The 11,814-nt window shown below is 56.7% G+C and carries 12 protein-coding genes, 1 tRNA gene and 1 riboswitch; of the genes, 11 read left to right on the top strand and 2 right to left on the bottom strand.

Going from position 1 to position 11,814, the window contains the following annotated elements; all coding sequences use genetic code 11:
• Positions 1 to 19 precede the first annotated feature (19 nt).
• The 11 genes from sigH to upp all read left to right on the top strand — a co-directional run bounded on the left by sigH (position 20) and on the right by upp (position 10,202).
• A complete protein-coding gene (gene sigH, locus BCS37_RS08040; RefSeq protein ID WP_069180960.1) occupies positions 20 to 832 on the top strand; it encodes an RNA polymerase sporulation sigma factor SigH in 813 nt (270 codons plus the stop codon).
• A gap of 310 nt (positions 833 to 1,142) precedes the next feature.
• Positions 1,143 to 1,877, top strand: a complete 735-nt coding sequence (locus tag BCS37_RS08035) for a vWA domain-containing protein (protein WP_069180959.1) — start codon at positions 1,143 to 1,145, stop codon at positions 1,875 to 1,877.
• 68 nt (positions 1,878 to 1,945) lie between these two features.
• Positions 1,946 to 2,134, top strand: a riboswitch (cobalamin riboswitch).
• A gap of 116 nt (positions 2,135 to 2,250) precedes the next feature.
• Positions 2,251 to 3,282, top strand: coding sequence for a sirohydrochlorin cobaltochelatase (locus BCS37_RS08030; protein ID WP_069180958.1), 1,032 nt, complete (start codon positions 2,251 to 2,253; stop codon positions 3,280 to 3,282).
• 156 nt (positions 3,283 to 3,438) lie between these two features.
• Positions 3,439 to 4,425 carry a Gfo/Idh/MocA family protein gene (locus BCS37_RS08025; RefSeq protein WP_069180957.1) on the top strand — a complete coding sequence of 329 codons (987 nt, stop codon included), beginning with the start codon at positions 3,439 to 3,441 and terminating at the stop codon, positions 4,423 to 4,425.
• Between the two features lie 5 nt (positions 4,426 to 4,430).
• Positions 4,431 to 5,318 carry an ABC transporter ATP-binding protein gene (locus BCS37_RS08020; RefSeq protein WP_069181574.1) on the top strand — a complete coding sequence of 296 codons (888 nt, stop codon included), beginning with the start codon at positions 4,431 to 4,433 and terminating at the stop codon, positions 5,316 to 5,318.
• Positions 5,318 to 6,055 carry an ABC transporter permease gene (locus tag BCS37_RS08015; protein ID WP_069180956.1) on the top strand — a complete coding sequence of 246 codons (738 nt, stop codon included), beginning with the start codon at positions 5,318 to 5,320 and terminating at the stop codon, positions 6,053 to 6,055. Before BCS37_RS08020 ends, BCS37_RS08015 begins: the two co-directional genes overlap by 1 nt.
• A 14-nt stretch (positions 6,056 to 6,069) precedes the next feature.
• Positions 6,070 to 6,888: a metal ABC transporter ATP-binding protein gene (locus tag BCS37_RS08010; RefSeq protein ID WP_069180955.1), complete on the top strand. Its 819-nt coding sequence runs from the start codon at positions 6,070 to 6,072 to the stop codon at positions 6,886 to 6,888.
• The gene (locus BCS37_RS08005; protein WP_069180954.1) at positions 6,879 to 7,721 is read left to right on the top strand and encodes a metal ABC transporter permease; all 843 of its coding nucleotides are present in this window, start codon (positions 6,879 to 6,881) and stop codon (positions 7,719 to 7,721) included. Before BCS37_RS08010 ends, BCS37_RS08005 begins: the two co-directional genes overlap by 10 nt.
• An 86-nt stretch (positions 7,722 to 7,807) precedes the next feature.
• Complete coding sequence (gene rpiB, locus BCS37_RS08000; protein WP_069180953.1) at positions 7,808 to 8,260, top strand: ribose 5-phosphate isomerase B; 453 nt, start codon at positions 7,808 to 7,810, stop codon at positions 8,258 to 8,260.
• Between the two features lie 11 nt (positions 8,261 to 8,271).
• Entirely contained in the window at positions 8,272 to 9,519 is a 1,248-nt protein-coding gene (gene glyA, locus BCS37_RS07995; protein ID WP_069180952.1) for a serine hydroxymethyltransferase, read from the top strand.
• Between the two features lie 26 nt (positions 9,520 to 9,545).
• A complete protein-coding gene (gene upp / locus BCS37_RS07990; RefSeq protein WP_069180951.1) occupies positions 9,546 to 10,202 on the top strand; it encodes a uracil phosphoribosyltransferase in 657 nt (218 codons plus the stop codon).
• A 53-nt stretch (positions 10,203 to 10,255) separates the two neighbouring features.
• On the opposite strand, the gene BCS37_RS07985 is transcribed toward upp, so the two are convergent.
• Positions 10,256 to 10,344: transfer RNA gene (locus BCS37_RS07985), tRNA-Ser, on the bottom strand.
• A 26-nt stretch (positions 10,345 to 10,370) separates the two neighbouring features.
• Positions 10,371 to 11,723 carry a branched-chain amino acid transport system II carrier protein gene (brnQ, locus tag BCS37_RS07980; RefSeq protein ID WP_069180950.1) on the bottom strand — a complete coding sequence of 451 codons (1,353 nt, stop codon included), beginning with the start codon at positions 11,721 to 11,723 and terminating at the stop codon, positions 10,371 to 10,373.
• Between the last annotated feature and the right edge of the window lie 91 nt (positions 11,724 to 11,814).

The following is an 11,814-nucleotide window of genomic DNA, read 5'->3' as shown; positions in this document are numbered from 1 at the left end:
AAAGTGACGGAGCAATCGTATGATTTTTTACGGCGATAAGCAAAAGTCCATGTTGGATGAGGAGCAGGCGGTTCCGGATGACCTGGAGCCTGTCGAACTCGATGCTGAGGACGAGGAGCTTGAGGACACTGCCGCAGAAAACAGCATCTATGACGGCTGCAGTGATGAGGAACTGCTTGCGTACATCCGCACTGCCGAGGGCGATGAGGCGCTCGACTATCTCATCAACAAGTACCGTAATTTCGTGCGCTCCAAAGCGCGTTCCTATTTCCTGATTGGTGCAGATCGTGAGGACATCGTACAGGAGGGCATGATCGGCTTCTTCAAGGCGATTCGCGACTACCGCGAGGATAAATTATCGTCCTTCCGTGCGTTTGCCGAGCTCTGTGTTACGCGCCAGATTATCACGGCGATCAAGACGGCGACGCGGCAGAAGCACATTCCTCTGAACTCCTATGTATCACTGAACAAGCCCATCTATGACGAGGACTCCGACCGTACGCTGCTCGATGTGCTCTCGGGCGCACGCATCAGCGATCCCGAGGAGCTTGTGATCAGCCACGAGGAATTCATTGACATCGAACAGAAAATGGAGGAGATCCTGAGCGACCTTGAATGGCGCGTACTCATGAGCTATCTCGACGGCAAATCCTATCAGGAGATCGCCGTCGATCTGCACCGTCAGGTGAAATCCATCGACAATGCACTTCAGCGTGTGAAGCGCAAACTGGAGAAATACATGGAGTCGCGCGGCGACGATCTCGATATCGGTACCGTTTACCGCGGACTTACAACAATCAATCGTGGAACACGTACGTCGGAGGAGGAATAGGGAAATACGACGGGAGAAAATACGGCTTGGAATTTCACATCGAGGAGAATCCGTACGTCACATTCGGCGTATGGATTTTTTGTTTTCGGTGGAGAAAAGTTTAAGCGTACGATGATTTTTGCTTTGGCAGAGGACTTGCGAAAACACTAAAGAAAAAGTGGATGCTTTTGAAATAGGTGAGGTAAACAAAGACAGCAATATATCGTTTTGGCATCTAACCTTTGCCTGATTGAAATAATCTTTTGAACCTGATAAGATGTGGACAGAGAAAGTTGTTTCAATGTTCTAACTGCAAAGGAGGTCGCATACTATGTGGAAGAAAATTTATTCTGCTGTCCTTGCCTGTCTGCTGTGCATGGCATTTGCAGCAGTCGGCGCGGCGGAGACGGCAAAGGAGATGCCGCTGTCTGCCGAGAAGCCGGAGCGCATCGAGCTTGTGCTGATCCTCGATAAGAGTGGATCGATGTCGGGGCTGGAGTCCGACACGATTGGCGGCTTTAATGCCATGATCGAGAAACAGAAAGCACTCGCCGTTCCCGTGCGTGTGACGACGGTTCTCTTTAACGATGAGGTGGATATGCTCTACGAGCGCAAGGATATTCATTTCGTAAAACCACTGATGGCGAAGGAGTACGAGGTAGGCGGTACGACGGCACTGCTCGATGCCGTGGGGGCGACGATCCTGCGAATGGAGCAGAGGGGCGTCTCGGAGCGCGAGGGAACAAAGGTGATCTTCGTCATCATCACGGATGGAATGGAGAACGCGAGCACGGAGTTCACTAAGCCGAAGGTCAAACAGCTGATTTCGGACAAGCAGGAAAAGGCGGGCTGGGACTTTGTCTACCTCGGTGCGAACATCGACGCGGTGGAGGAGGCGGATGCGATCGGCGTGAAAAAGGCGAATGCCGTGACCTATCGGAACACGGAGTCCGGTGTCCGCGCGAACTATGATGCCGTTTCCGCATTTGTCGAAGAGACAGCAGAGCCCTCGACGGCAGAGAAGGGGCGTTGGCGTTCCCGTGTGGAAGAGGACACGTCAAAATAAGTCGGTGCACCGATTGACAATTTACACATAACGATGTATTCTAATAGCTGTGACATATTGTTGCATAACTGAATGAACGGGAGACAGGTGCAGTGCTGTATGGCACATGCTTAATAGAGAAGCCGGGGGAGCCGGCGCGGTCCCGCCACTGTGAGGGGAGCGAACCTGCAAGGAAGCCACTGGAAGACAGACCTTCCGGGAAGGCGCAGGGGAGTGATGAACCGAGCCAGGAGAACTGCCTGTCTGACAATCCACCGTGTGCCGTAGGCACATACCTGCGAGTGACAGGAAGGGGATTCGTGGAGATGATTTCACGAGGCTTTCTTGCTCTTGCAGGAAAGCCTTTAATTTATATTTTTTGGGAGGAATTCGGATGAAGAATTGGAAGAAAATGCTGGTCGCATCCCTTGCCTGCTCAGCTGTTCTGGGCTTTTCCTACAGCCCTGCGGAGGCCGCGTATGAGCTGAACCCCGAGGTGAAGACGGCAACACCGGCACTCATGGAGGCGTCTGAGATCGGTGTCCTGAAGTATGATAATCCGCAGATGCGGAACTACACGAACAAGGATGCCATCGTCGTGGCGAGCTTCGGCACGACGTTCAAGGAGACGCGTGAAAAGACGATTGAGGCAACCGTGCGTGACATTCAGGCGGCCCATCCGGGTGTGAAGGTTGTGACGGCATTCACCTCCCACATTATCATCGACCGTATCGAAAAGAATGAGGGAAAGAAGTATCCGACCCCCGAGGAGGCGCTGACACAACTCAAGGCAGACGGCTACTCGCGTGTGGCTCTCGTCTCGCTTGATGTCATCCCGGGCATGGAGTACTCCTATGTCAAGGCCGTGTTCAATGAGTATAAAGAACAGTTCAAGACGATGACCTGCGGGACATCGCTTATGTACTGGCAGGGGCAGGAAGAGCAGTCGGATGACGTTGCGGAGTTCATCAAGGCCGTCTCCAGCCAGTTCCCGAAGCTTGGCAAGGATGAGGCTCTCCTCCTCATGGCACACGGCACACCGCACGTTTCCAATGCTTACTATTCCGTGATTCAGGCGAAGCTCGATGCGCTCGGATATAAGAATGTCTACGTCTACACGGTTGAGGGGTGGCCGAGTCTCGAGGATGTCGTTCCGAAGCTCAACAATGCGAATGTCAAGACAGTAACGCTCATGCCGATTATGATGGTTGCGGGCGATCATGCACACAACGATATGGCGGGCAAAGATTCGGATTCGCACAAGAGTATTCTTGAGAGCAAGGGCTTTAAGGTGAATACCTATCTGCACGGTCTCGGCGAGAACAAGAATATTCGGGCTGCATTTGTAGAGCGCGCGAATGATGCGTGGGATGCTCTGCAGGGGAACAAGGATGCAGACGCAGATCATCTCAAAATCATGAAGTAAGATCGGCGTTTTACGCAGACTGCGGTGAAGGGGTTGCTGCGGAAGTGTTTCACTTCCGCAGCAGCCCCTTTTCTTTGTATGCGTACCCTGTTATAATAGAGTACGATGTTTGCCGTGTGGAGACAGCGGATTCCGCATAACAAGGAGAACTGATCGATGAAGATAGCGATTGTCGGTACGGGAATGATTGCGCGGGAGGCACTCATTGCCCTGCGTCAGGTGGGAAATGTCGAGGTGAAAACAATCTGTGCGCGCCCGCACAGTCGGGAGAAAGCGGAGGCATTGGCGCGTGAGTTCGGTGTCCCGCAGACGGTGACGGACTACGAGGCAATGCTTGCGGCACATGAGGCGGACGTTGTCTACCTCGGCATTGTGAACAGCGCGCATTTCTCGTATGCACGTGCGGCGATTGAGGCGGGCTGGCACGTCATCGTGGAAAAACCCTTTACCTCGACGCTCGCAGAGGCGGAGGAGCTGATCGCGCGTGCGCGTGCAGCAGGGTGCTATCTGTTCGAGGCAGTGACACCGCTCTTCCTGCCAAACTATCTCGGGATCTTGTCCGCGCTCCCGCAGCTCGGACTCATTCGCCTCGTGCAGGCAAATTTCTCGCAGTACTCGAGCCGCTACGAGCGCTATCTCGCGCGCGACGTGGCGCCGGCGTTTGATCCTGTGCTTTCGGGCGGGGCACTTTATGACCTGAATGTCTACAACCTTGCGCTCATCGTCGCGCTCTTCGGGCGTCCGCAGTCCGCCTCCTACACCGCGAATATCGGCTTCAACGGGATTGATACCTCGGGAGTGCTGACGCTGCGCTATGATGGCTTTGTTGCAACGGCGGCGGCGGCAAAGGACAGTTCGAGCCCGTCCTTCTTCCTGATTCAGGGGGAGTCGGGGTGGATTCGTGCGGACGGTACACCGAACGAACTCACATCCTTTACAGTCGGACTGCGCGGCAAGGAGCCGAAGACGTATGCGCTGAACAAGTATGAACATCGTATGGTGCACGAGTTCGAGGCAATACGGGAGATCTTTGAACGCAAGGACTATCTGCGTGTGGAGGAGGGGCTCCGAACCTCGCGGACGGTGATGGCGGTGATGGAGAAGGCGCGTTTGGTGGCGGGCATCCAGTTTCGGGCGGATTGAGATTGATGGAACCGATGATGATTGAGATGGAGGATCTCGTCAAGAAATTTCCGCATACGAATGCGGCAAAGGAAAAGACGTGGAAAACGGCAGTTGCAGGGATCTCCCTCTCCGTCCGTCACGGTGAGGTGTTTGGACTGCTCGGTCCGAACGGTGCAGGGAAGACGACGATCATCCGTATGCTCACGATGCAGACGCAGCCGACGAGCGGCGTGATCCGTATCGGCGGTGCGGACATCCGCCGTGATCCGCGTGTTGTCAAGGAGCGGATCGGTGTGGTGCCGCAGCATGTGAATTTCGATCAGGAGCTCACCTGTTGGGAGAATATGGAGCTGCACGCGCGTCTGCATCACATGGGACACGCGGAGCGCACGGCGCGGATAGAGGAACTGCTTGCAGAGATGGAGCTGACCGAGGTGCGCAACGACAATGTGCGCCGCCTCTCCGGCGGGATGAAGCGTCGGCTGCTCATCGCACGCGCACTGATCCACCGTCCGCAGGTGCTCTTTTTGGATGAGCCGACGGTGGCGCTTGACCCTCAGATTCGCCGTCATATCTGGGATCTCGTGCGCGAGATCGCTAGGGGCGGTGTGACCGTGCTTCTGACGACGCACTACATCGAGGAGGCAGAGGCACTCTGTGACCGCGTGTCCATCATCAATAAGGGTGTGCTTGTCGATGTGCAGACACCGCGTGCGTTCTGTGAGAATTTGGGGTCATATGCTGTGGAGTGGGATGAGGAGGGCGGCCGCGCCTATCAGTTTTTCCACACACGTGAGGAAGCGCGTGTTCATGCGCGTATGCTTGAGGAGCAGATGCAGCGCGTTCTCCTGCGCCCGACGAATCTCGAGGATGTATTCATCGAGCTGACGGGACGAAAGGAGGGACTTTGATGCTGCGGGATATCTGGACGGTGTTCTGGCGTGATTGGATCGTTCTGCGCCGCCGTCTGACGAAATACATTCTGAGCCGCATGGTCTCGCCGCTCATGTTTCTCATCGCGTTTGGCTGGGGGCTCGGACGCAGTATCGATGTGGGCACGGGCTCGTATCTGGACTTTCTCGTGCCGGGACTTCTCGCGATGAACTCAATGAACATCAGCTTTAACAGCATCATCTCCGTGCATGCGGAACGCGTTTATCACAAGAGTCTTGAGGAGTACCTGATTGCGCCGATTCGCCCCGACGCATTTGTTGTCGGCAAAGTGGCAGGGGCCGTCGTGCGGGGGCTGATTTCATCGGCGATCATCGTGGTGCTGAGCTATCTGTTCGGCGCACATTTTATGATTACGCCGCTGTTTCTCCTCGTGCTTGCGCTGAACTGCATGATCTTCGCGGAGATTGGATTCCTCGCGGCGATGTATATCTCCACCTACGAAGAGATGAGCCAGGTCAACCTCTATGTGCTCCTGCCGATGTCGTTTCTCTGCGGGACGTTCTTCGCGACAGCGGCACTGCCGGATGTCGTGCGTTGGATTGTGGAAGTGCTGCCGCTCACGCATACGAGCCATCTCCTGCGCAGCATCGGGGGAACAGGGGAGTTCTCCATGCTCTCACTTGTTGTCGTTGTTGGCTATGCGGTGCTCGGCATCGCAGCGGGAACGTGGAAGTTCCGTCGGCTGACGGATTAGAACAAAGGATCATTATGCTCAGGCATATTTTTCATCACAGAGGTGCAGCGGAGGGCTGTGCACATTTCTGCTGCACTAAAATCGAGGACTTCGGCGTCTCCTTTGGGACGTTCGAAGTCTTTTCGCATGTCAGCCTGCATGTTCACTGCGGGGAGCTGACCGCCATCATCGGGGCAAACGGCGCGGGCAAGAGTACGCTCCTGCGTGCCATCCTCGGTGAAGTGCCGCATACGGGCAGTCTGCGCTTCGTCGATGCGGATGATCGGCGCATACGTCCCGTCATTGGCTATGTGCCGCAGTATCTGCGCCTCGATCTGAGTGCGCCGACGACAGTCATGGATCTCTTTATGGCATGCCTCACGGCACGCCCTGTCTGGCTCTTTCCAACGCGTTCCCTGCGCCCGCGCATCATGAAAAATCTTGCGCGCGTACGCGCAGAGCACTTGATTGGCCGCCGTCTCGGCGCGCTCTCGGGCGGGGAACTGCAGCGCGTTCTGCTCGCGCTTGCACTGGATCCGATGCCGAACCTCCTGCTCCTCGACGAGCCGGTATCGGGTGTCGATCAGAGCGGGCTCACGCTCTTTTATGACATTGTCGGAGAGCTGCGCGCACAGGAGGATCTCGCAATCCTACTGATCTCACACGATCTCGGCATGGTCGCACGCCATGCGGACAAGGTCGTTCTGATGGAGCACGGAATCGCGGCTGCGGGAACGCCGTGCGAGGTCTTTGCGGCTCCTCAGATGGAGCGGATATTTGGCATCCTGCCTGATCTCCGACATCTGGAGATGCGTGCGGCAGGCGAGGGAGAGGAGGGCACAGTATGGAACTGATCTACAGCGTCCTCGATACGCTCCTGCCGTTTGCGTGGATGGAGTACACGTTCATGAAGAACGCACTCCTGGCGATTCTCCTCATGACCCCGCTCTTCGGGCTGCTCAGTACGATGGTAGTTTCAAGCCGCATGGCGTTCTTCTCGGACTCGCTCGGGCACGGGGCGTTCACCGGCATTGCTGTGGGCGCACTCGTCGGGATATTTGCGCCGCTTACGTCACTCATCCTCTTCTCCGTGCTGTTCGCACTCCTCATCACCTACATCAAACATCGAACGGCGGCATCAGCGGATACGGTCATCGGGGTGTTCTCCTCGACGGCAATTGCAGTCGGGCTCATGATGATGAGTCACGGCGGAGGCTTCTCGAAGTTCTCCCCGCTCCTCATCGGCGATATCCTGAGCATTACGCCCGCTGATCTTGCGGGACTTCTCGCAGTTGACGCTCTCGTTTTCCTCGGCTGGGTTATGCTCTTCAATCGGCTGCTGCTGCTCTCGGTGAATCCGTCGCTTGCGCGCAGTCGCGGTATCTGCGTCTTTGGCATCGAATCGCTCTTCGCCGCCCTGCTCGCCGTTGTCGTCGCCGTCAGCATCCAATGGGTCGGCATCCTCATCATCAATGCCCTGCTCGTGCTGCCGGGGGCTGGCGCGCGCAACATCGCGCGCAGTGTCAAGGAATATCATCTCGTGTCTGTCATGATTGCATTTGTCTCGGGGCTCGTCGGGCTGTTTTCGGCGTACTATCTTGGGATCGCAGCAGGGGCGGCGATTGTTGCGGCGGCTGCCGTGATGTTCTTCCTGTCGCTTGCCCTTCGTCCGCACTTTCAACGCTGATATCCTGGGTGATGCCCTGTTATTTTTCATTGTTTTATGTTAAAATGACAGCAAATATTGTGACATGTGAGAAGGAGGGCATTTTCATGAATATTACGATTGGCAGTGATCACGGAGCTGTGGATCTCAAAGAAGAGGTCAAGATGGTGCTTCACGAATTCGGTGATATCCATGTGACGGATGTCGGCACATTCGGCAAGGAGGCGGTCGACTATCCAGATATTGCGGAGAAGGTCTGCGCCGATGTTGTCTCAGGCAAGGCGGATCGCGGCATTGTCCTCTGCGGTACGGGGCTCGGCATCTCGATTGCGGCGAACAAGATTGACGGCATCCGCGCTGCGCTCTGCACGGATGTCTATTCGGCGATCATGTCGCGCAAGCACAACGATGCCAATGTGCTCGCTATGGGCGGACGCGTGACGGGCTTTGGTCCTGCGGGCGAGATCGTGCGCGCGTGGATCCGCACAGAGTTTGAGGGAGGGCGGCATGCGCGCCGCGTCGAGAAGATCATGGCACTGCAGGATAAGAAAACGAATTAAGGAGAGTTTTTATGAGCATTATGGATTCCCTGAGCAAGGTGGACCCGCAGGTATGCAAGGCGGTTGAGGAGGAGCTCAATCGCCAGCGTACGAAGCTGGAACTTATCGCCTCGGAGAACATCGTCAGCCGCGCGGTCATGGAGGCGCAGGGCAGCGTCCTCACGAACAAGTATGCGGAGGGCTATCCCGGCAAGCGCTACTACGGCGGCTGTGAATACGTTGACGTGGCGGAACAGCTCGCGATTGACCGTGCGAAGGAGCTCTTTGCTGCAAACTGGGCAAATGTTCAGCCGCATTCGGGTGCGCAGGCGAATATGGCGGTGTTCTTTGCACTGCTGCAGCCGGGCGATACGATCCTAGGCATGAATCTGACGGACGGCGGGCATCTGACGCACGGCAGTCCCGTCAACATCTCCGGTACGTATTACAAGGTCATTCCCTACGGTGTGGACAAGGAGACGGAGCGCATTGACTACGATGCATTGGAGGCGCTCGCAAAGGAACACAGGCCGAAGATGATCATTGCGGGTGCTTCGGCATATTCCCGCACGATTGACTTTGAGCGCATCGGGGCGACCGCAAAGGCGGTCGGTGCGATCTTTATGGTCGATATGGCGCATATCGCTGGACTTGTCGCTGCGAGACAGCATCCGAGCCCTGTGCCGTATGCGGATGTCGTCACCTCGACCACGCACAAGACCCTGCGTGGGCCGCGCGGCGGCATCATCCTCGGACGTGATGAGGAGCTCGGCGCGAAGATCAACAAGGCGGTGTTCCCCGGCATTCAGGGCGGCCCCCTGATGCACGTCATTGCAGCAAAGGCGGTAGCACTCGGCGAGGCTCTGCAGCCCTCGTTCAAGGAGTATGGTGCGCAGGTGGTAAAGAATGCGGCAGCGCTTGCAGATGAGCTGATGAGGCTCGGCTACCGCATCGTGTCCGGCGGCACGGATACGCATGTCATGCTCGTTGATCTCACGAACAAGGACGTTACGGGCAAGGAGGCGCAGACGCTGCTCGACGAGGTCAATATCACGGCGAACCGAAACACGATCCCGTTCGAGCCGCGCAGTCCGTTCGTCACGAGCGGCATCCGTCTCGGCTCGCCCGCCCTCACGACGCGCGGCTTCTGCGAGGAGGATATGCGCGAGGTGGCGCGGATCATCGCCTGCGTTCTCGATGCGCCGACGGATGAGACACGTCGCACGGAGGCGCGCAGCCGTGTCGCCGCGCTCTGTGCGAAATATCCCCTGTATGAGTAATTTTCTGTCAGAAAGGAAGCCTTTCCATGGCTGATACATTTCATCCGTCCGACATTCCGAATCTCCATCTGGTCGACCATCCGCTCATCCAGCACAAGCTGACACTCATGCGCATGAAGGAGACGGGGACAAAGGAGTTCCGCGAACTGCTCTCGGAGATCGCTATGCTCATGGCCTATGAGATCACGCGTGATTTCCCCCTGCGCGACGTGGCGATCGAGACTCCGGTCGCCCCCTGCCGTGCAAAGGTGCTCGAGGGCAAGAAGCTTGGCATCGTACCGATTCTGCGCGCAGGACTCGGCATGCTCGACGGTATATTGACGCTTGTTCCCGCCGCACGCGTGGGACACATCGGCCTCTACCGCGATCCGGAGACGCTCGCGCCTGTCGAGTACTACGCCAAGCTCCCGAGCGGCGTGGAGGATCGGACGCTCATCGTTCCGGACCCGATGCTCGCGACGGGCGGCAGCGCGTCGGCGGCACTCACACTGCTCAAACAGAAGGGGGCAAAAAACATCATCCTCATGTGTCTTGTATCCGCTCCTGAGGGGATTCGCCGTGTGGCTGAGGATCATCCCGATGTGCCCATCTACGTTGCCGCCGTCGACAAATGTCTCAATGAGCACGGCTACATCGTGCCGGGGCTTGGCGACGCGGGCGACCGCATCTTTGGAACCCTGTGACTGCATATGAAAAAGACGACTGCGCATGCAGTCGTCTTTTGTGTTGCAGTTTATGGCGGAGAGGGTGGGATTCGAACCCACGGTGCGTTGCCGCATCACCGGTTTTCAAGACCGGCTCCTTAAACCACTCGGACACCTCTCCCCGAAGCGTAGCTATTGTATCAGAAATTACGGAGTGCTGTCAAGCCTCTGCCCTGCACACGCAAGTGTACCGACGGCGAGCCCGATCAGCGATGGGATGACCCAGCCCATGCCGATGGAGGAAAGCGGAAGGATATTGCCAAGTGCAAGAAGGGGCTCCATCAGAGGAAGTGTATGAAGGGCAGGAGGGAGTGCGCGGAAGAAGTCAAATGCCGCTGCAATGCCTGTGCCGATCATTGTGCAGAGGTAGAGCGGGCGGTGATATCCGATCAGCCCTTCGATCAGGCACAGCGCGATGAGGACGATCGCGAGCGGATAGAGAAAGTAGAGCACGGGCAGCGAATATGCAATGATGCGGCTGAGCCCGATGTTCGAGACGGCAAAGGAAAAGAGAGCGAAGAGAATGGCGTATTTCGGATAGGAGAGGGTGTGCGGGAAGAGGGCGGAGAACGTCATGCCGCATGCTGTGACAAGCCCGATGGCGGTTTTGAGACAGGCGCAGGTGATCGTGATGCCGAGCAGGATGCCGCCGAATGAGCCGAAGTAGTGCGCCGCAATATGGGCGAGCACATCGCCGCCGTTTGCGTCAATGCCGTAGACTGCACGGCTCTGTGCTCCAACATAGGTCAGGGCGAGATAGATGAGCGCCATCAGCGCGGTGCTGAACGCGCCTGAGACAATCGTGCTGTAGGAGAGATCCTTTGGTTCTGTAAGCCCCAGACGCCGGATTGCGTTCACGAGAATATTTCCGAACGCAAGCGCGGCGAGTACATCCATTGTGTTGTATCCCTCGAGGAGCCCCGTGAAGAAGGCGTGCTTCGCATACGCATCGATGGGGGCGGCATCCCACACCGTACCCATCGGCGTGATCATTGCTGTCACGATGAGAATGCCGAGGAAGAGCAAAAAGAGCGGGTTGAGCACCTTGCCCACCCAGATCAGGATGCCCGAGGGGCGCAGGGAAAAGTAGAGGACGATGGCAAAGAATGCGAGGGTAAAGGTCAGCAGTGTCTTGCTCTGCATGAACGTCGGAACGAATGGTGCCGCGCCCACCTGAAAGGAGACAGTCGCCGTGCGCGGAATCGCAAAGAGGGGGCCGATGCAGAGGTAGAGTGCGCAGGTGAAGGCATAGGCAAAGCGGTGTCCGACCTTTCTGCCGATGTCAAAGAGACTTTCACTTGCCGTAATACTGATCGCCGCAATGCCGAGGAGCGGCAGCCCGACGCCTGTGATGCAGAAACCGATGAGCGCGGGCAGCATCGCTGTACCTGCCTGCTGCCCCATCGCGGCAGGAAAGATGAGATTGCCCGCACCGAAGACAAGACCGAAGAGCAAGGACGCAACGAAGATGTATTCTTGTTTTCTGAGACGGCGTTTCATTATTTACATCATCCCGTACAAATATCGAAAAATTTTAACGAATTGATTATAACGGTAAGGATGTGATTTGTCAAAGACAGAAGAAGTTGCT

The sequence above is a fragment of the Selenomonas sp. oral taxon 920 genome (assembly GCF_001717585.1).
Classification (GTDB): Bacteria; Bacillota; Negativicutes; order Selenomonadales; family Selenomonadaceae; genus Centipeda.
Note: the sequence above shows the minus strand (reverse complement) of the source record. Positions and strands in the feature narration are given on the sequence as shown.

Excerpts from the sequence above, each read along its gene's own strand:
- upp (WP_069180951.1), top strand. The coding sequence starts at position 9,546 with ATGGCTGATACATTTCATCCGTCCGACATTCCGAATCTCCATCTGGTC.
- BCS37_RS08005 (WP_069180954.1), top strand. The coding sequence starts at position 6,879 with ATGGAACTGATCTACAGCGTCCTCGATACGCTCCTGCCGTTTGCGTGG.
- BCS37_RS08020 (WP_069181574.1), top strand. The coding sequence starts at position 4,431 with ATGGAACCGATGATGATTGAGATGGAGGATCTCGTCAAGAAATTTCCG.
- sigH (WP_069180960.1), top strand. The coding sequence starts at position 20 with ATGATTTTTTACGGCGATAAGCAAAAGTCCATGTTGGATGAGGAGCAG.
- BCS37_RS08015 (WP_069180956.1), top strand. The coding sequence starts at position 5,318 with ATGCTGCGGGATATCTGGACGGTGTTCTGGCGTGATTGGATCGTTCTG.
- rpiB (WP_069180953.1), top strand. The coding sequence starts at position 7,808 with ATGAATATTACGATTGGCAGTGATCACGGAGCTGTGGATCTCAAAGAA.
- glyA (WP_069180952.1), top strand. The coding sequence starts at position 8,272 with ATGAGCATTATGGATTCCCTGAGCAAGGTGGACCCGCAGGTATGCAAG.
- BCS37_RS08025 (WP_069180957.1), top strand. The coding sequence starts at position 3,439 with ATGAAGATAGCGATTGTCGGTACGGGAATGATTGCGCGGGAGGCACTC.
- brnQ (WP_069180950.1), bottom strand. The coding sequence starts at position 11,723 with ATGAAACGCCGTCTCAGAAAACAAGAATACATCTTCGTTGCGTCCTTG.
- BCS37_RS08035 (WP_069180959.1), top strand. The coding sequence starts at position 1,143 with ATGTGGAAGAAAATTTATTCTGCTGTCCTTGCCTGTCTGCTGTGCATG.
- BCS37_RS08030 (WP_069180958.1), top strand. The coding sequence starts at position 2,251 with ATGAAGAATTGGAAGAAAATGCTGGTCGCATCCCTTGCCTGCTCAGCT.
- BCS37_RS08010 (WP_069180955.1), top strand. The coding sequence starts at position 6,070 with ATGCTCAGGCATATTTTTCATCACAGAGGTGCAGCGGAGGGCTGTGCA.